The sequence below is a fragment of the Thiocystis violacea genome (assembly GCF_016583565.1).
GTDB lineage: Bacteria > Pseudomonadota > Gammaproteobacteria > Chromatiales > Chromatiaceae > Thiorhodococcus > Thiorhodococcus violaceus_A.
Map to the genome: position 1 here is coordinate 75,368 of NZ_NRRF01000001.1, position 19,010 is coordinate 94,377.

Here is a 19,010-nt window from a genome sequence, read left to right on the forward strand (position 1 = left end):
CCGTGACCAAGACCGGATCAGCGCCCACGCGCTTTCCTCCCTCCGGCATGGGCTATCGGCTCATGGTCGCCGCCGCGGCGGCGCTTGCGATCAATGTCGGCATCGCCTGGTCCATCTCGCCCTGGCTGCACGAGACCTTCCTGGTCCCGCTGAACCTTGGCTACGCCGTCGAGATCGCCCTCACGACCCTCCTGTCCACGCTCTCCGTCCTGGGTCTGACCGCGCTGCTGGCCTGGATCTTTCTGCGCCGGGAGGTGGATGATCTCGATCTCATGTTGCGAGAGGGCCGCTCTCGGCTCGCCGTCCTCACGGCGCAGCAGCAGGTGGTGGAGGAGGAGATCGCGCACGTCGCACCCTACCTCGACATCATGAGGAAACAGATGGAGGGCGCCGTGCAGGAGACCGAGCAGGGCGTCATGGCGGTCATCGAACAGATCGATCAAGTCCATGGCATGTCCAGGCAGCAGATGGAGCGGATCGGCCATTCGATGAAGAACGGCATGGATCTCGCCGACGTCATGCGCCTGCAGGCGGTCAGCAACAATGAGGTGATCGCCGTTCTGACCGGACATCTGGACGAGCAGCTCGCCGAGCTCGACGGCAATCTCAAGCGTATCGAAGGGCTTGCGAGCCAGGTGGACACCCTCTCGCCCCTGGTCGGGGTGATTTCCGACATCGCAAAGCAGATCAACCTCTTGGCGCTCAACGCCGCGATCGAGGCGGCCCGCGCGGGAGAGGCGGGACGGGGCTTTGCCGTGGTGGCCGGCGAGGTGCGGGCACTCTCGACCCAAACGGCCAATGCCGCCGCGGATATCGCCCACAAGATCAGCGCGGCGACCCGCGGCATGGAAACGGAGCTCGCGGTCGCGCGCAAGGCACGCGACAACAAGGAATACAACGACCATCTCCATCGCATCATTGCCGATATCAGCGCCATGGAGAAACGCTTCGCCGAGGGCAGCGGCATGCTCCTGGAGGTGATCCAGGGCGTGGAGGCCGGCAACGGGGAGATCGTCACGCGCCTGTCCGAGGCGCTGGGCTACATCCAGTTCCAGGATGTGGTCCGCCAACGCCTGGAGCAGATCGGAATCGCCCTCGGCGAGCTCGACGAGCATCTCCAGTCACTCATGGGCCATGTCGGCGATGACCAGTGGGACGGCCGCGTCCAGCCCAGCCTCAAGGACCGCCTCGCGGGACATCTCGATCGCTATGTGATGTCCAGTCAGCGCGACGCTCATGCATCGGTGACCGGCGGTGAGGCGGCGAGCGACGATCGCCCGAAGATCGAACTCTTCTAGCCATGCCCCGGATCATCGCCATCTCCAATCGCAAGGGTGGCACCGGGAAGACCACCGTTGCGGTCAATCTCGCCGCCGAGCTGGCCGCGCTCGGAGCGCGGGTCTTGCTCGTCGATCTCGATTCCCAGGGCCATTGCGCCGCGGGACTCGGGGTCAAGATCGGCCAAGATGCGCCCACCGCGCATGACCTCTTTCTCGACCCGGAGGCGAGCCTGACAGCCGCCATCTGTCAGACCGGGTGCGCGAATCTCGCCCTCGCCCCGGCCGATCAGCGCTTCGAGCACGGCAGCGGCGCGCGTGACGAGCGGCGGCTCGCCCAGGCACTAGCCCGGGAGAAGATCACCAGCGCCTATGACCTGGTGCTGCTGGATACCCCGCCCTCCCTGGACCATCTGCTGCTCAATGCACTCACCGCGGCGCACTGGGTGCTGGTGCCCTATGTGCCACACCAGCTCTCCCTCGAAGGCATGCGACAACTGATGCGGGTGCTGTTCAAGGTCATGTCATCAAGCAACCCGCAGCTGAAGATCCTCGGCCTTCTGCCGACCATGGCGACCGATCACATCCGCCAGCACCGCTTGGTGAGCGAGGAGGTCGCGCGTCAGTTCGGCGCGTCCCGGGTGCTGGCCGGCATCCGCAACGACATCCGCTTGGCAGAGGCCTTCGGCGTCGGCAAGCCTATCCGCAGCTATGCGCCCAAATGCCGAGGTGCGCAGGACTTCGCCCGCCTGGCGGCGACACTCGCGCCCATCCTGGACACTCCCGTCACCTGAGCCCCAGTTGGAGCGTCGGAAAAGATGGGAAGCGTCATGCCGATTGCGAAATATCAGCGTGAAAGCGTCGGAAAAGAAGGGATACTTCTGGCGCTAACAGCGGCCTGACGTCTGTCCTGGAGCCGGCTGAGGGTCTTGCCCGACGCCTGATGCAGGACAGGCCGCGGGCGGACGAGGCTCAAGCCCACCAGCACTTCCGAACGAACCAAGTTCCACGTCAGAAAGAATCTCGGTCAGACACATGATGAACCGCTACCTCCGACTCGGGCTGCTAGTCGCCGGGCTGCTGCTCGCCGTCGCCGGACAGGCCGCCCCCGCGGAAACCTACACCGATGCGCTCGGCATGACCTTCCGCTTGATCCCGGCCGGCAGCTTCCAGATGGGCTGCGACACCGCCAGGCAGCGGTGTGACGCCACGGAGCGTCCCGCGCATCGCGTCACCTTTGCGGCGCCCTTCTATCTCTCGGCAACGGAGGTCACGCAGCGGCAGTGGGCCGAGGTCATGGGCGACAATCCCGCCCATTTCCAGCACCCCGACAACCCGGTCGAGCAGGTGTCCTGGGAGGACGCGCAAACCTTCCTGCGCGCCCTCAACCAGCGCGCGGCGCCGCGAGGCGGCTATCGCCTGCCGAGCGAGGCTGAGTGGGAGTATGCCGCCCGCGCCGGGACGCAGGGTGACTTCTGGTTCGGCGATGATGAGCAGGAGTTGGGCCGCCACATGTGGTATCTGGACTCGGCGCATGAGCATCCGCATCCAGTCGCGCAGAAGCCGGCCAATCCCTGGGGCCTCTATGACGTTCAGGGTAACGTCCTGGAATGGGTCAGCGACTGCTACCACGCTGACTATGTCGGCGCACCCAGCGACGGGAGCGCGTGGACGCATGACTGCCAGAACCTGGAGGACGGCACGGCGCTACGGCTGCTGCGCGGCGGGGCCTGGTACCTCTATCCGAATGCAGCCCGCTCGGCGTTTCGCTTCCGTTATGCCCCCTCGGTGCGCCATTATGGATTCGGGCTGCGCCTGGCGCGCTCGATCGAGACGCCTCGCCCGACCCCATAGGAGCGCGACCCGCCGTTGCGATCCTCGGACAGACTGATGTCGAACGTAGGTTGGGCCGAGGGACGAGGCCCAACGAAACGGCGCATGTTGGGCCGCCTCGCGTCGGCCCAACCTACACAGCTGGCCAGCGCGGTCGCACCCCGGCAAGGCGGCTTGCTCACCAGATCGAGACAGCCTTGCCGGCCATCTCCCAGAACGAGCGCTTGCAGAGTGCAGCGCGCCTGACCGAGCCCACCGATGAAGACCTACCTGGACTGTTACCCCTGTTTCCTACGCCAGGCGTTGAGCGCCGCTCGACGCGCCGGCGCCTCACCGGAGCAGCAACGTCGCATCGTGCTGCGGATCATGGATCAGCTCCACTCCTTTCCGGCGGACGCCACGCCACCGGAGATGGCCGAGGCCATCCATGCGCTGGTCCACACCGAGACACGCAATCCCGATCCATACCGGGCTGCCAAGCAGGCCGCCACCGAGCAGGCGCTCGCCTTGCTTGCGCAGCTGCGCGAACGGGTCATGACGGCAACCGATCCCCTGAACACGGCGGTGCGCATCGCCATTGCCGGCAACATCATCGATCATGGCGTGGCCGAGTCCTTCGACCTGGAGGCGACACTGGAGCGGGTGCTCGCGCAGCCGTTCGCCATCGACGGGCTGAACGCGCTGCGCCAGGCACTGGCCGAGACCGACTCCGTCCTCTACCTCGCCGACAATGCGGGCGAGACGGTCTTCGACCGTGTCTTGATCGAGCATCTGCCCCACCCCGTCACCTACGTCGTCAAGGCAGCGCCGATCATCAACGACGCCACCCATGAGGACGCCCTTGCCGCTGGGCTGGGTGAGGTCAGCGAGATCATCGACAACGGCTCGGCGGCGCCCGGGACCTTGCTGACGCGCTGCTCCGAGCCCTTCCTGGAACGTTTTGCCCGAGCGCCGCTGATCATCGCAAAGGGCCAGGCCAACTACGAAACCCTCAGTGAAGCGACAGCGCCGATCTTCTTTCTCCTGCAAGCCAAGTGCGGCGTCATCGCGGGCGACCTGGGCGTGAAACAGGGAGATATCGTTCTGAAAGCGCCGAAGATATCGGGACAGGAGCCTCGACAGCTATCATGAGGGCTTGCGCGACACCATAGGTCGCGCACATTCACCCATCAGAGGCGAGCAAAGACGTGGACACTATCGCGGTCATCGATTTCGAGACGACCGGCCTCTCGCCGGCTGAGGGCGATCGCGCGACCGAGATCGCGGCCGTTTTGGTCCGCGACGGCCAGATCGTCGACCGCTACGAGAGTCTGATGAACGCGGGACAGCGAGTCCCACCCTTTATCGAGCAATTGACGGGCATCACGACGGCCATGGTGCGCCGGGCCCCTCCCGCCGAACAGGTCATGACCGAGGTTGCCGCATTCGTCGGTAACAGCCCCCTGGTCGCCCACAATGCGGCGTTCGACAGCAAGTTCTGGGATGCGGAGCTGGGCAGGATCGGGCGCAAACGGGGCCAAGCCTTCATCTGCACCCTCTTGCTTGCCCGGCGGGTCTTGCCTCAGGCGCCGAGCTACAAGCTCGGCGCCTTGGTCGAATCCGCCGGGTTACCGACCGCCGCGCGTGCTCACCGCGCCCTGGCGGATGCCGAGATGGCCGCCCATCTGATGCTCTATCTGGAGCGCGAGCTGATCCAGCGTTTCCGTCTCAACGCCGTCTCTCATGATCTGCTCGGCCGGATTCAGAAGACGCCGAAGAGTCAGCTCCATGGGTGTGTGACGCGCTATGGGGATCTGGCGCATGACGCCGCCGAGACAGGTCGGATGCCGCGGGCCAGGTCATGAGCGCATGAGCATCGAGCCGCGCCGCCCCACTCAACCCGCAATCACATGCTTCTGTAGCCGATACAGCAGTGTGTCGCGGGTCAAGCCCAGGAGACGTGCGGCGCGGCTCTTGTTTCCCGCCGCCAGCGAGAGCGCCTGCCGAATCAGCTCCGCCTCCAGGCGATTGAGATCGATGCCCTGAGGCGGAAGCTCGAACCCCGTTGCCGTCTCGATCAGCGCATCACCGCGACGCACCTCGCGCGGCAGGCTCTCTGGTCCGACCTCGGCCCCAGGCAGCAGGATGACGAGCCGCTCGCAGAGATTGGCAAGCTCCCTCAGATTTCCCGGCCACGGGTAGCGGCGCAGCAGACGCTCCGCCCCGGCCTGCAACCAGGGCGCGGCCTGCTGGTGACGCGAAGCCGCCACGGCGATGAAGTGCTCGCTGAGCAGGGTGATGTCCAGCACCCGCTCGCGCAGGGGCGGCACCTCCAGCGGCACCACACAGAGGCGCTGATAGAGGTCGCGCCTGAAGCGGCCCTGCTGAGCCGCCGCGTCCAGATCCTGGCTCGTGCCGGCGATGATCCGCAGCGGCTGACATCGAGGCCCGGAATCCTGACGCGTAAGGAGGTTCACCAGGCGCGCTTGGCCCTCCGCGCACAGCTCTGCCACTTCCCGCAGGTAGAGGGTGGCGCGGCTCGCCGTGATGCCGGCCAGGAAGGCGGTGAGATCCTCGGCGCACGCCCCGGTGCAGGCAAAGGAGAGGAAGGGATCGGCACGGCGCGGACTGGCCGCATGGATCTCGCCCGCCAGACTGGACTTGCCGCTGCCAGGCTCACCCAGAATGAGCACGCTGACATCCGTTGCGGCGACCATGCGGGTCGCATTCATGAGACGCACGAAAGCGGGCGATTTTCCGATCAGCTCAGTCTTCACGATCTTCCTTCCTGACTCAGGCTCGAAAGGACCCATGCTGTGAAATGATGCATCATGTGGGGCACATGCATGGCGTGGAGCGCCGGCAATGGCACGCACGCCTGATCAGGGTTCACGGATGCGCGTTCGCGGCATTGGGCTCGCGACCCCTCAGTCAGAAGGAGGCACGAGGAGCCCATTGTAACCCTGGTAATAGAGCGTAAACAGGGCTAGGCCGATCAGGGTGATCCCCGCGACGGATTGCAGTCGCCGGTCGCGACCCAAGGCGTTCAGTCGTCCAGCGAGCAAGCCTGTGGCGAGCATCGCCGGTAGACTCCCAAGACCGAACAAGGCCATGTAGAGCGCGCCCCCGAGCGCCCCGCCCTGCACAGGCGCCCCGATCAACATGCTGTAGACCAAACCGCATGGAATCCAACCCCAGACGACGCCGATCAGCAGCGCGGCCCCCGGACTGTCAACCGGCAGCAGATGCTGACGCACGGGCTCAAGCCAGCGCCAGAGCGGGATCCCGATGCGCTCGATCACGGCAAAGCCCGGCAGCCAGCCGCCGATGTAGAGCCCGATGCCGACCAGCACAGTGGCCGCCAGGAGGCGCATGAGGTGCTCCAGCCAGCCGAGCGCCGCATGCCGCATGAGCCCGGCCCCCAGCCAACCGAAGAGCGCCCCGGCCGCGGCGTAACTGCCGATGCGCCCAAGGTTGAACAGAAGCTGGTAGATGACATAGCGTGAGGGTCGATCGCGCACCTTCCGGGGCAGCGAGTAGCCGATGGCCCCCGCGATCCCCCCGCACATGCCGATACAGTGCAGTGCGCTCAAGAGCCCGACGAGGAACGCCAGCGGATAGACTGGACTCATCGTCCCGCGGCGCGCCCAATGCAGAGCTGAGGAGAGACCTGAGTGGAGTTTTTGAAGGCTAATCTCGACCTGGGTGTCATGGGTCTGCTTGGATTCATGAGCTTCGTGATGATCGCTTTCGTCATCGAGCGCTATCTCTATTACGCCAGGGTCGATCTCGGCACCTTCGACGACGTCGAGGACCTGGATCTGGCCTTGACCCGGCATCTCACGGCCATCGCGACCATCGGCGCCAACGCGCCCTATGTCGGACTGCTCGGCACCGTGCTAGGCATCCTCATCGCCTTCTATGACATCGGCCGAGCCGGCACGCTGGAGACGACCACCATGATGATCGGCCTGGCGCTCGCGCTCAAGGCCACGGCGCTCGGCCTGGTCGTCGCCATTCCCTCGCTGGTCTTCTACAACGCACTTCTCAGACGCACCGAGGTGCTCAAGGGACGCTGGCGCAAGGGACATCGGCCATGAAACGCATGGATCAGATCAACGTCATCCCCTTCATCGACATCATGCTGGTGCTTCTGGCCATCGTGCTGACAACCGCCACCTTCATCAGCGAGGGACGCTTGGAGATCCGTCTGCCGGAGTCCAAGGGCCAGAACCAACCCGAACCCTTGCCGAGCCTGGAAATCGGGATCGATGCCAAGGGCGATCTCTTTCTCGACGCGGTGCCCCTGACCCTCGACGCATTGGGCCCGCGCCTGGACGGCCTGGCCCGCGAGACGCCGATCGTCCTGCGTGTGGATGCCGCGGCCCGCTTCGAGCGCTTCGTGGCCGTGATCGACCAGCTCAAGGCCCGTGATCTCGAGCGGCTGAGCATCCTGACGCGCAGACCGTGAGTCGCATCCGCCTCTGCCGGCGCTGCGTCTGGGGCGGCGTGCTGATCTCCGCCCTGCTGCATGGCGTGCTCGCGGGCGTTCTGCTCCAGCTCAGGTCGCCACTCCTGCCTGAGACGTCCCCCGAGCGCGCGGAGCAGCGGTTGGATCTCGACCTCGCCATGTTCCTCGACGCCGGCGGTGCGACGGACGTCAAGGCGCCCGATGCGCCGGCACAGAGCGAGACCGAGATCGACACTGACGCGGACGAGCCCGCGGCGACACAACCCGAGGAAGCGCCCAAAGCGCCAGAAACGCCTGAAGCACCAGAGCCTGCGCCACCGCAACCGCCCGCCCAGGCGACCACGCCCCCCTTGAAGGCTGTGCCGGCCGCCGCGGCACGGCCTGTCGTCCAGGCGAAGCCGAAGCGACGCGCTGAGGCGAAACCAAAGCCAAAGCGCAAGGCAGCGACGCGCAAGAAGCGGACATCCAAGCCGGCGCGAACGCCACCCAGGGTGACAGCGCGTCCAGCCAAGCCGTCGACCTCATCCCCCAAGGCAGTGCCGCGCACCCAAACCCCGTCCAGGCGCGGCAGCGCGGCGCAAGGGCAAGCGAGCACCCGCGACGCAGGCCAGGGCCGCCGCTCGAGCGGCGCGTCGGACGCCACCAAGGCAGCCGATGAGCGTGGCTATCTCTCCGCCCTGCGGCGCGCCATCAGCCGTCAACAGCGCTATCCCGCAAGTGCGCGGCGCAACGGGGAGACCGGAACCGCCTTCGTGTCCTTCGTCATTCAGGGGGACGGGCGCCTGAGTCAAATCCGCATCGCCAAGAGCTCGGGAAACCAGGACCTGGACCAGGCGGCCCTTCAAGCCATGTATCGGCTCGGTCGCTTCAAGCCGATCCCCAAGTCGCTCGGACGACGGACCTGGGCCTTGCGCGTCCCCGTGCGCTTCTCGCTCAAATGAACCGACGCACTGCCGGGCGCGCGCCCGCGCTGGCGGGATAGAAATGGATCCCGCCAGATCGCACCTTGGGTATCATTCCTTTAGCATCGACTGAAATACTGAACGACGAGGACAAACACCATGGCATCACTGAACCTGGAGCACCTGCGGCCGCTGCGTGCGCAGCTCGATGGACACGCCATCTACGGGGCCATCCGGCGTGTCGAAGACCTGCGGATCTTCATGCACCACCATCTCTTCTCCGTCTGGGATTTCATGTCGCTGGTGAAGGATCTGCAGCGGGTGATCGCCCCGGTGGAGGTTCCTTGGACACCCGGCGCCGACCCGAGCCTCAGATACTTCATCAATCAGCTGGTCCTGGAAGAGGAATCGGACGCCATTTCCGGCGCTGACGGCGAGACCCTCTACGCGAGCCACTTCGAGCTCTATCGCCGGGCCATGACCGAGGTCGGCGCGGACGGCGAGCTCCCCGCGCGCTTTCTCGACCTGGTCGCCGAGCAGGGCGTGGACAAAGCACTCTACTCGGACATGGTCCCCCTGCCCGCCCGCTACTTCACCGAGACGACCTTCTGCTTCATCCGCGAAGATAAACCGCATGTGGTCGCCGCCGCGCTGGCACTGGGCCGCGAGAACCTCATCCCCACCATGTTCCGCCAATTCCTGAACCGGATGGAGATCGGAGCGGAGCAAGCGCCAAGCTTCCATGCCTATCTCGACCGCCACGTCCAGCTCGATGGGGATTTCCACGGCCCCCTGTCGATACGGCTGCTCGAAACCCTGTGCGGCGACGACCCGCAACGGATCGAAGAGGCGGAAACGGCGGCCGAGGAGGCCGTCTGCGCCCGTATCCGTTTCTGGGATGGGATCTTGGAGGCCATCGAGTCGAACCGGCGCTGATCTGGCGCGCGCATCACGCGCAACGAAGCCACGCACAACGAAACGCCCGCGGAACCGCGCCTTCGCTTGCGGGAGGCGATTCCCGGGTGTCCCGAGGGCATAACCCATCAACTTGATAAGTGATTGGCCGCCTCCACTCTTCCTGCTGCCATGAACATTCGACACATACGTACTTTTCGGAGGTAGACGCGATGAACGCAGCCGTTTCCGTTGCGCTGGACAATGAAGGTTTCCTGCAGGACCGGGACGATTGGAGCGAGGAAGTCGCTGTCGAGCTGGCCAAATCCGACGACTTCGAGATGACCGAGCAGGTCATGCACTTCATTAAGGAGGCACGCGCCATGTACGAGGAAGATGGCGTCGTGCCTCCGATCCGCATCTTTGCCAAGAAGCAGAAGGTCTCCACCAAGGAGCTCTACGATATCTTCAAGAAAGGCCCCATGAAGCTCATCTGCAAGTGGGGCGGCCTGCCGAAGCCGACAGGCTGCGTCTGATCAGACCTCGCCCCGGTTATAGTCGGGCTGCGCCGTGATCTTGTGGATACTGAGGTCGGCGCCCAGGTATTCCTGCTCCTCGCTGAGGCGTAGTCCGATCGCCAGCTTGATCACTCCGTAGACCGCGAAGCCGCCAGTCAGGGCGACGAGGACGCCGATCAGACTGCCGACGAGCTGTGACATGAAGCTCACCCCACCCATGCCCCCGAGCGCCTCCAGCCCGAAGATCCCGGCCGCGATGCCACCCCACAACCCGCAGAGACCGTGTAGCGGCCACACCCCCAGCACATCGTCGATGCGCCACTTGTTCTGCGTCAGCGTGAAGGCGTAGACGAAGAGGGCGCCAGCCACGCCGCCCGTGATGAGCGCACCGATCGGGTGCATCAGGTCGGAGCCTGCACAAACGGCGACCAGACCGGCAAGGGGTCCGTTGTGCAGGAAGCCGGGGTCGTTCTTCCCGGCCAACAGCGCCGCCAGGATGCCCCCCACCATCGCCATCAGCGAATTGATCGCCACCAGGCCGCTCACCGCCTCGACGGTCTGCGCCGACATCACATTGAACCCAAACCAACCGACGGTCAGGGTCCAGGCGCCGAGCGAGAGAAAGGGAATGGAGGACGGCGGATGGGCGGTGATGCCACCATCCTTGCGGTAGCGCCCGGAGCGCGAACCGAGCAGCAGCACGGCCGCGAGCGCAATCCAGCCGCCGACGGCATGCACGACCACTGAACCCGCGAAATCATGGAAGGGCAGCCCGAACGCGCCCTCGATGAAGGACTGCATGCCCAGATTGCCGTTCCAGGTCATCCCCTCGAAGAAGGGATAAACCAGGCCGACGATCAGGAAGGAGGCGAGCAGTTGCGGATAGAAGCGCGCCCGCTCGGCGATACCGCCCGAGATGATGGCCGGGATGGCCGCCGCGAATGTCAGCAGAAAGAAGAACTTGACCAGCTCATAGCCGTTCTTGTCCTGCAGGTCTTGCGCACCGGAGAAGAAATCGATGCCATAGGCCAGGCTGTAGCCGATGAAGAAGTAGGCGATGGTCGAGATCGCAAAATCGCTCATGATTTTCGCCAAGGCATTGACCTGGTTCTTCGCCCTGACGGTGCCGACCTCCAGGAACGCAAACCCGGCATGCATCGCCAGCACCATAACGGCGCCAATCAGGATGAATAAGACGTCATTACCTGCCTGCATTGATTCCATACTTCTGATTCTCGCTTGACCAAAATTGGTGCGACCCCGAAAGCACGGATCGGGCCAACAGTGACCAGCAAACACCCACCGTGCGCGCGCATGCCATGCCCATGGCGCCCCGTCCCGCGAGGGAATATGCCAAGACACTGAGTTTGAAGCTCGAAAAAAGCGCGACCCGTCGCGTCCGCCGTAGAGGCGACGGCCTGGGCGGACACCATCGAAGGCTGATGAAGCAGACGGATCAAGACCCTCCGGCAGATGGCACAGCATCCCCTTCCACCACGGGATCTCTCTGCCTGCACCACAAGAAGGCATCGAACGACCCTGCGCGCACCATCTTAAAGCTCTGATCAAGCCTGAAGCTCTGATCAAGCGCATGCGCGTCCATCAGCGACCCCGTCGCGCGGCAGGCCGTCACCGGCCCGCCTCGCTTCTCGGCAGCCGGTCACAACTTCCGCATCTTTCGGCGATCAGCGCGGTGATTGATCGCATAATCGCGCCTTGGACCCAAGGACCAGGCGCCAGGCGATTTCTCGACGAGCGGACCGCGCGCCTGACTTACGATTAAGGAGAGAGCATGCGCCTATCTATGATCCATCTCGTGCTCGGCATTTCGACAGCGCTCGGAGCAAGCACGATCGCCCACCTGACCGTGCAAGATACCCTGCCCGCCGCCCTCGGCGACCTCGCCCTCGGCACCCTCGTCGGGGTGATGAGCTGGCTATCATCGAGAAGGCTGATCGTCGCACCGCTCGCCGATCTGACGGCGACGATTCGAGACATGCGCAGAGACGGCGATCTGTCACGCCGCGCCACGGGCTCGGCGGGTCCGATCGGCGATTGCGCGGCGCAGTTCAACGCCTTGATAGAGAATTTCCAGGGCATCATCGGGAAGATCATCTTCGATGCCGAGCGCCTGGCCACGGCAGCCGACAGCCTGGCCGCTCACGCCCGCGACGTCGCCGAAGGCTCGCAGGCTCAGCGCCAGGCGTCGAGCCGCCTCGTGGACACCATCGAGCAGATGCGCTACGGCGTCGATGAGGTTGCGAGTCATGCCGCCAATACGGCCGCGAACGCCCAAAGCGCCAGAGACCTCTCCCAGGACGGCAGCAAGGCCGTTGCCAACGCCTCCGAGGAAATCGACCGCATCGCGGTCTCCGTCCAAGCGTCCGCGCAGGTCATCGCAGCGCTCGGTCAGCGCTCGCAGGCGATCGGCGGCATCGTCCAGGTCATCCAGGAGATCGCCGAGCAGACCAATCTGCTGGCGCTCAACGCCGCCATCGAGGCCGCGCGCGCCGGCGAGCAGGGACGCGGCTTCGCCGTCGTCGCCGACGAGGTGAGAAACCTCGCCAAGCGCACCGCCTCGGCTACCAGCGAGATCGGCGGCATGATCTCCGCCATCCAGGGCGAGACCCGCAGCGCCATCGCCTCCATCAACGTCGGTAGCGAGCAGGCCGGAGCGGGCGCTGCGCTGGCCCGCCAAACCGCGGGGGCGCTGGAGCACATCAAGCAGGGTGCCGAGCAGACACTGACCCTGATCGACGGCATCGCCGCCGCCATGACGCAGCAAAGCCTGGAGGCCGAGCGCGTGGTCACGCACGTTCACGACATCATGACCATGGTCGATCGCAACGCCAACGGCGCCGCCGAGACCCTCCGCGAAGCACAAGCGCTGGAGAGCCTGTCCGCCAATCTCCACGAGATCAGCAACGTCTTTCAGCTCGGGTCTTCCGGACAGCGGGCGGTCGCGGCCCACCAGCGCATGACCGAGGTGGCGCCCACGACGGCCGGCGCGCTGGGACGAGTCCTGGAGCAGGCCATCGCCGCTCACGAGATCGAGGAAGACGCCCTCTTCGACCTGACCTACACGCCCATCCCGGGCACCGCTCCGCAGAAGTTCAGCAGCCGCTTCGACCAACTCACCGATCGCCTCTTCCCGCCGGTCCAGGAGCCGATCCTGAGTCGCCATGACGAGGCGGTCTACGTGATCGGCTGCGACCGCAACGGCTATGTGCCCACGCACAACGCCTGTTTCTGCCAACCCCTGACGGGCGACCCGGCGCATGACCTGGCCCACAATCGGACCAAGCGCGTCTTCGACGACCCCGTCGGCAAGCGCTGCGGCGCCCACAGGCTGAGCTTCCTCATCCAGACCTACCGGCGCGACACGGGGGAGATCATGCACGACATCTCCGCGCCCGTGTTTGTGAACGGACGCCATTGGGGTGGCTGCCGCATCGGTTATCGCGCCTGACGGCTCGACCTGCGCTCGCCCTTGGGCGCGACGCGAGATCCCTTGAGAGGATCCTGCTCAGGGCTCGGCTTGGGTGGGATTTGGCGATTGCGGCGGCCTCGGCAGCGCCTGCAGGGTCTGCGCGACGTCTCGACTGAAATCGCCCAGGCTGGCGCTTAGAGCGGCGATCATGGCGCTCTCATCACCAGGCGGTGCCATGGGTTGGCGGTAGGAGCGCTCCTGCACCCTCAGCACCTGATCGATGCCGGCGTCCAGCACCGTCCAGCGAACCTTGAGCAGCGCCTGGCCATCGGCCGTTCCCTCGAAGGCGAGCACATCGGCCGCCACGCGGAAATCCAGCGGGTAGCGGATCTCGCTGGGGAAGACGATGATCCGGCTGGTCCCCAAGAGAACCGCCAGGTTCTCGCTCCAGACCCGGAGGAAGTCGTCCTGCACGGTGCCGCCCCAGCGGTGGAATTCGTCCACGGCCAGGCGGTTGTCGCTCTCACGCGAGACGATCTGAGGCCGGTCGAGGAAGACCGGAAAGGTCACCGGGCCGAGCCCGATGCCCAGCCCGGCCGATGCCGAAGGCGGCGTCTGAGCCGTGGGCGGCAATGGCGACAGGGTGTAGAAGGTCGAGGGTGGTGTGCTCGCACAGCCCAGGAGCATGAGCGCGCAGCTACCCAAGAGAAACCAGTTCGGTACAGCCAGGTTCATCGTCCCCTCCCCTTGCCTTGCAGGAGCGCCTCGGGATGGCGCTCGAGATAGTCGGCCATGACGCGCACCGAGCGCGCAGCCGAGGACACATCCTGAAACATTCGCTGCATCTCGATGTAGACGGGCGAGCTGTTGGAGATCATTGCGCTGGCGCTCTTGAGGGTCGCGGCGCTCTCCTGCAGCGCCGCCACCAACTCGGGAGCGACCTCCGCGTTGAGCTTTGCCGCCATCTGGCGAACCTCGGCCAGTGCCCCTTCCAGCTCCGCGATCGCCCCCTTGAGCTCTTTGGAGTTGACCAGCTGGTTGACGCCCGCGGCGGTCTCGCTCAGATCCTTGCCGATCTGGTCGAGCGGGATGGCGTCGATCTTGTCGAGCACATTGGTCACCTTGGTGGTCAGCGCCTCGAGTGGCGTCTGCATGGTCGGGATGACCTCATAGCCGCTGTATTCGGCAACCACTTGCGGCTCGGCGTCCGGGTAGACATCCAGATCCACATAGAGATCACCCGTCAGCAGGCTGTCGAATTTGACCTGGCCCCGCAGCCCGTTCGCCACCAATCGATCGATGAGACCATCGTCCTCGGGGGCGCGCTGACCGCCCTCGATGGAGATACGATCCGGCTCGACCTCGACCAGCACGGGGATGCGAAACCTGAGTTTGTTCCGATCGAACTGCAGCTGTACGTCCAGCACCCGACCGATATCGATCCCCTTCAGGACGACAGGAGACCCAACGCTCAAGCCGCGCACGGAACCGTCGAAGAAGAGCAGATAGCGCTCCTTGCGCGCGTAGGTCTTGGCGTAGGCGGCATCCCGGGAGGGATAGAGCGGAAAGGTATCCGGCACCTTGTCGCTGTCCTTTTCAAGATCCAAGGTATCCAGCGCATCGAAGGACACGCCGCCGATCAGCACGGACAGGAGCGACTCGGTGTCGACCTTCACCCCGCTGCCGGAGATGGAGACGTCGATCCCGCTGGCATTCCAGAACCGGGTGTTCGTGGTTATCAGGGCATCGTGGGGCGAGGAGACGAAGATCTCGATACTGACGGCCTGACCGTCCTTGTCGAGCGAATAGCCCACCACCTGCCCGACCTGAATCTGGCGGTAATACACGGGCGAGCCGATGTTGAGCGACCCCAGCGAGGGTGCGCGCAGCACGAACTGCTTGCCGTCCTCCGAGGTGGTGATGGCCGGCGGCTCTTCCAGCCCTTTGAAGTCGCGCATCGCGCGTCCCTCGGTGCCGGGATCCAGGGCGATGTAGGCGCCCGAGAGCAGTGTATCCAGCCCCGAGACGCCGCTGGCGGTCACCCGCGGGCGCTCGACCCAGAACTTGGTGTTCTCCGTGAGAAAGGCCGCAAAGGCGTGCTTGAGTTCGGCGGTCACGATGACGCTCTTGAGGTCTCCGCTCACGTCGATCGAGGTCACCTGCCCGACGTCCACGTCCTTGAACTTGACCTTGGTCTGCCCCGCCGAGAGACCGGACGCGGTCTTGAACTCGACGGTGACCGTGGGCCCCTTCTCCGACAGCGTCTTGACCGCGAGCCAGACGCCGATGGCAACCGCGACCAGCGGAATCAGCCAGACCAGGGAAAGACTGCTGCGCTTGCGGACGATCGCCTGCGGGACGGGCTCAGACGGATCGTCCGCTGGGTTCTGAGGCGAGGTTCCCTGACCCACGTGGGGCTCTGACATGCTCCGGCTCCAAGACATCCCAGATGAGTCTGGGATCGAATGACATGGCCGCGAGCATGGTGATGATCACGACCGCACAAAAGAAAATCGCACCCGCCTCCGCCTGCACGGTCGCGAGGTTACCCAACCGCACCAGGGCAACCAGGATGGTGACCACATAGACGTCCACCATCGACCAGCGCCCGATCGCCTCGGTCACCCGGTAGAGGCGCGTGCGGTCCCGCGGGCTCCAGGTACAGCGAAACTGGACCGACAGCAGCAGCGTGAACAGGATCATCAACTTCAGCATGGGCACGAAGATGCTGGCGACGAAGACGACGACGGCCAGCGGCCACATGCCATTGTCCAGCAGGAAGACGACACCCGTGTAGATGGTATCCGATTGGCTCCGACCCAGCGACGTGACGGTCATGATCGGCAGCAGATTCGCCGGAACGTAGAAGACGATGGCTGCCAGCAGCAAGGCCCAGGTCCGCTGGAGACTCTTGGGCTTGCGACGGTGCAGCACATCCGTGCACCGCGGGCAACGCAGCTGCCGCCCGTCGCGTATCGCCGCGCCGCGATGCATCACCAGCTCGCAGACATCGCAGGTGAGATGATCGTCTCCAGGCCGAATGGGTCGGGAGAGATCGGTCAGCGGCGGAACCCGCGACCAGACCAGATCGGGGTCCAGCGCCGCCTGCGCGGCGGCCAGCACCAGGATGAGCACGCCGAAGGCGAACAGCGAGGTTCCGGGGACGATGGTCGCCATCTCCGAGAGCTTCACCACGGAGACGAGGATGCCGAGCATGAAGACGTCCATCATGCCCCAGGGCGTCAGCGTGCGAACCAGACGAAAGACCGACGGCAACCAGGCAGGCATCTGCCCCAGCGCCAAGGGCGTGAGCACGACCAGCAGCAAGGCCAACTGCAAGCCCGGCGCCAGCACGCTGGTGAAGAACACCACGCCCGCGATGAACCAGCTGCCCGAGGTGTAGAGATCGATGACCCCGGTGAGCAGGGTCGTCTGGGTCAACTGCCCCTGCATTTCGAAGGACAGGAAGGGGAAGCTGTTGGCGACGATGAAGAGCACGATCCCGGCGAGCGTGAACGCCAGGGTCCGGTGGAGGCTGTCCGGACGGTCGCGGTGCATCACGCCGCCGCACCGGACGCACTCCGCCGCGCCGCCAGGCGGAAGCACCGGGTTGCGCTGCAGGAGCCCGCATTCGAGGCATTCGGTCAGGGAGTCGTGATACATCCGTGCCTGTCGTCGGGGAGGAATGGGTAAGCCGGGCTCATGGCAATGGCCTTGCGTCAGCGATCAGTATGCGCAGTGCACCAGTATCTCACCAGCCTCTGACGCCCCCTTTTCGCTCGATCAGGTGCCGCAGAAGGTCTGCCGCACCACCTCGCGTGGCTCCGGGGGTCGCTGAAACGCGCTGGTCGTCGGGTCGTCCTGCCAAGGTGTCCTCAGCACCTCCAACAAGGCGTCCAGCGGCGCGAGATCGCCCTCGACGGCAGCGTCCAGCGCAGCCTCCACGCGATGGTTTCTGGGAATGACGGCCGGATTGGCCCGACGCATCCGCCCGGCGCGGTCATCGGCAGCCATCGGCTCCCGCGCCAGACGCAGATGCCAACGCGCCAGCCAATCGTCCAGGCCAGCGCAAGCGCCCAGCTCTGCCCGCAGCCCTGTCTCATCGCCCTCAACCGCGTCGCAGAGAGTGCGGAAGCTGTTGGTGAAGTCGGCATTGGCCTCGGCCATCGCCTCCAGCAAGGCGGTCACCAGCTCAGCGTCCTCGGGATGGGGCTCCCTGAAACCGAGCTTGGCGCGGAAGACATCCAGATAGGCGGTCTCGAAACGCTGCGGGAAGGCATCGATCGCCGACTGAGCCATCTCAAGCGCCCTGTCTTGCTCCACATCCAGAATCGGCAGCAGTGCCTGCGCCAGCCGGGCGAGATTCCACTGCGCGATCCTCGGCTGATTGCCGTAGGCATAGCGCCCGCGGTGATCGATGGAGCTGTAGACGGTGCTCGGGTGGTAGTGATCCATGAAGGCGCAGGGGCCGTAGTCGATCGTCTCGCCGGCAATGGACATATTGTCCGTATTCATGACGCCATGGATGAAGCCTACCCCCAACCACTGCGCAACCAGCCGAGCCTGACGCTGCACGACCGACTCCAGCAGGGCGCGATAAGGCCGCTCGTCCCGCGTCGCCTCGGGATAGTGCCGATCGATCACATAGTCGGCGAGGCGCTTGAGGGCATCGCTGTCCTTCCGCGCTAGAAAATACTCGAAGGTCCCGATGCGCACATGGCTGCGCGCGACCCGCGTCAAGACGGCGCCAGGCATGGCCGCGTCGCGGTAGACCTGCTCGCCGGTCGTCACAGCGGCTAGCGCACGCGTGGTCGGAATGGCGAAGGCGTGCATGGCCTCGCTGATGATGTACTCGCGCAGCACCGGCCCGAGCCATGCGCGTCCGTCACCGGCTCTGGAGAAGGGCGTGCGCCCCGAGCCCTTCAGCTGGAGATCGAAGCGTTCACCGGCTGGCGTCAGGATCTCCCCCAGCAGAATGGCCCGGCCATCTCCAAGCTGGGGTACGAAATTGCCGAACTGATGCCCCGCATAGGCCATCGCCAAGGGATCCGCGCCTTTCGGAACCCGATTGCCCGCCAAGACGGCAATCCCTTCCGCGGAGTCGAGCGCATCGGCATCGATCCCGAGCTGCTCGGCAAGCAGGCGATTGAGCTTGACCAGGCCAGGCTCTTCGACCGGCTCGGGCGGCAAGCGGGCATAGAAGCGATCAGGCAGACGGGCGTAGCTATTGTCGAAGGCAAATGTCATCCGAGAAGTCTCCGGTGCAAGACTCCAGGAACTGGGGGCAAAAACAGCTGAGCGAAGGTCCCAAGCGCCGATAGACCCTCAAGGGCTGGCCGATCGGGCTGGCGGACTCGACGAGGAGACCTCATCCTTTACCGGCTTGATCCGGATCTTCCCTTAACAGGCTTCAGAAGCCTCAGACGCGGCGGCCCGCGCCAGATCGGAACCAGGACGACAGGCTGCGTAGGCGATGAGCAGATTCTTGCGGACACCTGCCAGGTGGCAATGACAATGATCGCAATGGGCTGATGATGTGCGCTAATAGCAGCAAGCACTTCATTGACCGTCGTTCGGTTAAAATGCGCCTTGTTACACCGAAGGTTGTCGCCCCTGGAAAAGGGTTGACAGCATCCCTCTCCCGCGATAGCTTCATCCTGCTATCCAGCGCAGAAGTCCATTGACCAACCGAGTATAGAGGTCACT

General features: G+C 65.0%; 18 protein-coding genes. 11 read left to right on the forward strand and 7 right to left on the reverse strand.

All coding sequences use genetic code 11. The features are described from left to right. Positions 1-2: 2 nt before the first annotated feature. The 5 genes from CKO23_RS26505 (at position 3) to CKO23_RS00340 (ending at position 4,954) form a co-directional block, all read left to right on the forward strand. Positions 3-1,298, forward strand: a complete 1,296-nt coding sequence (locus CKO23_RS26505) for a methyl-accepting chemotaxis protein (RefSeq protein ID WP_346014533.1) — start codon at positions 3-5, stop codon at positions 1,296-1,298. Positions 1,299-1,300: 2 nt separating this feature from the next. Next, complete coding sequence (locus CKO23_RS00325) at positions 1,301-2,071, forward strand: ParA family protein (RefSeq protein ID WP_200327750.1); 771 nt, start codon at positions 1,301-1,303, stop codon at positions 2,069-2,071. 244 nt (positions 2,072-2,315) lie between these two features. After that, on the forward strand, positions 2,316-3,131 hold the full coding sequence (locus tag CKO23_RS00330) for a formylglycine-generating enzyme family protein (RefSeq protein ID WP_242482125.1): 816 nt from the start codon (positions 2,316-2,318) through the stop codon (positions 3,129-3,131). Positions 3,132-3,368: 237 nt separating this feature from the next. Continuing rightward, complete coding sequence (locus CKO23_RS00335) at positions 3,369-4,241, forward strand: damage-control phosphatase ARMT1 family protein (RefSeq protein WP_200327752.1); 873 nt, start codon at positions 3,369-3,371, stop codon at positions 4,239-4,241. Positions 4,242-4,297: 56 nt separating this feature from the next. After that, a complete protein-coding gene (locus tag CKO23_RS00340; protein WP_200327753.1) occupies positions 4,298-4,954 on the forward strand; it encodes an exonuclease domain-containing protein in 657 nt (218 codons plus the stop codon). A gap of 30 nt (positions 4,955-4,984) precedes the next feature. On the opposite strand, the gene CKO23_RS00345 is transcribed toward CKO23_RS00340, so the two are convergent. Both CKO23_RS00345 and CKO23_RS00350 read right to left on the reverse strand, forming a co-directional pair. Continuing rightward, positions 4,985-5,866: a sigma 54-interacting transcriptional regulator gene (locus CKO23_RS00345; RefSeq protein WP_346014534.1), complete on the reverse strand. Its 882-nt coding sequence runs from the start codon at positions 5,864-5,866 to the stop codon at positions 4,985-4,987. A 150-nt stretch (positions 5,867-6,016) separates the two neighbouring features. Then, positions 6,017-6,721, reverse strand: a complete 705-nt coding sequence (locus CKO23_RS00350) for a sulfite exporter TauE/SafE family protein (protein ID WP_200327755.1) — start codon at positions 6,719-6,721, stop codon at positions 6,017-6,019. A 42-nt stretch (positions 6,722-6,763) separates the two neighbouring features. Between CKO23_RS00350 and exbB the strand changes: the two genes are divergently transcribed. From exbB to CKO23_RS00375, 5 genes are all read left to right on the forward strand, one after another. After that, complete coding sequence (gene exbB / locus CKO23_RS00355) at positions 6,764-7,189, forward strand: TonB-system energizer ExbB (protein WP_200327756.1); 426 nt, start codon at positions 6,764-6,766, stop codon at positions 7,187-7,189. Next, positions 7,186-7,560 (forward strand): biopolymer transporter ExbD, encoded by a 375-nt coding sequence (locus tag CKO23_RS00360; protein WP_200327757.1) that lies wholly within the window; start codon positions 7,186-7,188, stop codon positions 7,558-7,560. The genes exbB and CKO23_RS00360 overlap by 4 nt, the downstream gene beginning before the upstream one ends. Next, a complete protein-coding gene (locus tag CKO23_RS00365; protein WP_200327758.1) occupies positions 7,557-8,501 on the forward strand; it encodes a TonB family protein in 945 nt (314 codons plus the stop codon). Before CKO23_RS00360 ends, CKO23_RS00365 begins: the two co-directional genes overlap by 4 nt. A 120-nt stretch (positions 8,502-8,621) precedes the next feature. After that, positions 8,622-9,398 (forward strand): DUF3050 domain-containing protein, encoded by a 777-nt coding sequence (locus CKO23_RS00370; RefSeq protein WP_200327759.1) that lies wholly within the window; start codon positions 8,622-8,624, stop codon positions 9,396-9,398. Between the two features lie 191 nt (positions 9,399-9,589). Further along, the gene (locus CKO23_RS00375; RefSeq protein WP_200327760.1) at positions 9,590-9,892 is read left to right on the forward strand and encodes a TusE/DsrC/DsvC family sulfur relay protein; all 303 of its coding nucleotides are present in this window, start codon (positions 9,590-9,592) and stop codon (positions 9,890-9,892) included. On the opposite strand, the gene CKO23_RS00380 is transcribed toward CKO23_RS00375, so the two are convergent. Next, positions 9,893-11,098 (reverse strand): ammonium transporter, encoded by a 1,206-nt coding sequence (locus tag CKO23_RS00380; RefSeq protein WP_200327761.1) that lies wholly within the window; start codon positions 11,096-11,098, stop codon positions 9,893-9,895. Between the two features lie 568 nt (positions 11,099-11,666). Between CKO23_RS00380 and CKO23_RS00385 the strand changes: the two genes are divergently transcribed. Then, positions 11,667-13,343 (forward strand): methyl-accepting chemotaxis protein, encoded by a 1,677-nt coding sequence (locus CKO23_RS00385; protein ID WP_200327762.1) that lies wholly within the window; start codon positions 11,667-11,669, stop codon positions 13,341-13,343. 57 nt (positions 13,344-13,400) lie between these two features. On the opposite strand, the gene CKO23_RS00390 is transcribed toward CKO23_RS00385, so the two are convergent. From CKO23_RS00390 to CKO23_RS00405, 4 genes are all read right to left on the reverse strand, one after another. Then, positions 13,401-14,039: a PqiC family protein gene (locus tag CKO23_RS00390; protein ID WP_200327763.1), complete on the reverse strand. Its 639-nt coding sequence runs from the start codon at positions 14,037-14,039 to the stop codon at positions 13,401-13,403. Beyond that, positions 14,036-15,730 carry a PqiB family protein gene (locus CKO23_RS00395; RefSeq protein ID WP_200327764.1) on the reverse strand — a complete coding sequence of 565 codons (1,695 nt, stop codon included), beginning with the start codon at positions 15,728-15,730 and terminating at the stop codon, positions 14,036-14,038. The genes CKO23_RS00390 and CKO23_RS00395 overlap by 4 nt, the downstream gene beginning before the upstream one ends. Continuing rightward, positions 15,669-16,967 carry a paraquat-inducible protein A gene (locus tag CKO23_RS00400; protein ID WP_200327765.1) on the reverse strand — a complete coding sequence of 433 codons (1,299 nt, stop codon included), beginning with the start codon at positions 16,965-16,967 and terminating at the stop codon, positions 15,669-15,671. The genes CKO23_RS00395 and CKO23_RS00400 overlap by 62 nt, the downstream gene beginning before the upstream one ends. Before the next feature lie 120 nt (positions 16,968-17,087). Beyond that, positions 17,088-18,551 (reverse strand): protein adenylyltransferase SelO, encoded by a 1,464-nt coding sequence (locus CKO23_RS00405; protein ID WP_200327766.1) that lies wholly within the window; start codon positions 18,549-18,551, stop codon positions 17,088-17,090. Positions 18,552-19,010 lie beyond the last annotated feature (459 nt).

Bases quoted from the DNA above. Each gene is read 5' to 3' on its own strand.
- CKO23_RS00360 (WP_200327757.1), top strand. From the start codon at position 7,186: ATGAAACGCATGGATCAGATCAACGTCATCCCCTTCATCGACATCATG.
- CKO23_RS00370 (WP_200327759.1), top strand. From the start codon at position 8,622: ATGGCATCACTGAACCTGGAGCACCTGCGGCCGCTGCGTGCGCAGCTC.
- CKO23_RS00405 (WP_200327766.1), bottom strand. From the start codon at position 18,551: ATGACATTTGCCTTCGACAATAGCTACGCCCGTCTGCCTGATCGCTTC.
- CKO23_RS00330 (WP_242482125.1), top strand. From the start codon at position 2,316: ATGAACCGCTACCTCCGACTCGGGCTGCTAGTCGCCGGGCTGCTGCTC.
- CKO23_RS00380 (WP_200327761.1), bottom strand. From the start codon at position 11,098: ATGGAATCAATGCAGGCAGGTAATGACGTCTTATTCATCCTGATTGGC.
- CKO23_RS00335 (WP_200327752.1), top strand. From the start codon at position 3,369: ATGAAGACCTACCTGGACTGTTACCCCTGTTTCCTACGCCAGGCGTTG.
- CKO23_RS00400 (WP_200327765.1), bottom strand. From the start codon at position 16,967: ATGTATCACGACTCCCTGACCGAATGCCTCGAATGCGGGCTCCTGCAG.
- CKO23_RS00375 (WP_200327760.1), top strand. From the start codon at position 9,590: ATGAACGCAGCCGTTTCCGTTGCGCTGGACAATGAAGGTTTCCTGCAG.
- CKO23_RS00350 (WP_200327755.1), bottom strand. From the start codon at position 6,721: ATGAGTCCAGTCTATCCGCTGGCGTTCCTCGTCGGGCTCTTGAGCGCA.
- CKO23_RS00325 (WP_200327750.1), top strand. From the start codon at position 1,301: ATGCCCCGGATCATCGCCATCTCCAATCGCAAGGGTGGCACCGGGAAG.
- CKO23_RS00385 (WP_200327762.1), top strand. From the start codon at position 11,667: ATGCGCCTATCTATGATCCATCTCGTGCTCGGCATTTCGACAGCGCTC.
- CKO23_RS00395 (WP_200327764.1), bottom strand. From the start codon at position 15,730: ATGTCAGAGCCCCACGTGGGTCAGGGAACCTCGCCTCAGAACCCAGCG.
- CKO23_RS00390 (WP_200327763.1), bottom strand. From the start codon at position 14,039: ATGAACCTGGCTGTACCGAACTGGTTTCTCTTGGGTAGCTGCGCGCTC.